The following is a 234-nucleotide window of genomic DNA, read 5'->3' as shown; positions in this document are numbered from 1 at the left end:
CAACAGCAAAACTGTTGTTTCATGGTCTGCGAGATAATCGCGAGCACCAGGGAGGATAACGTTGCTTCAGCAACGGCCCGCAGGGCGAGGCGCAGCCGAGTAATCCTCCCGGATGCACCATCTTCTTCGCAGTATCAGTAGTAATCAGCAATTCCCGATGCATCCGTAGCTCAGCTGGATAGAGTACTCGGCTACGAACCGAGCGGTCGGAGGTTCGAATCCTCCCGGATGCAC

The 234-nt window shown here is 55.6% G+C and carries 1 tRNA gene; it reads left to right on the top strand.

From position 1 onward, the window contains the following. The first annotated feature begins 159 nt into the window (after positions 1–159). A tRNA-Arg gene (locus OGY10_RS00070) sits at positions 160–233 on the top strand. The last annotated feature ends 1 nt before the right edge of the window (position 234 follow it).

The sequence above is a fragment of the Citrobacter sp. Cpo148 genome (assembly GCF_030332375.1).
Classification (GTDB): Bacteria; Pseudomonadota; Gammaproteobacteria; order Enterobacterales; family Enterobacteriaceae; genus Citrobacter; species Citrobacter portucalensis.
The sequence above is the reverse complement of the archived record's forward strand: the minus strand, read 5'-3'. Positions and strand labels throughout refer to the sequence as shown.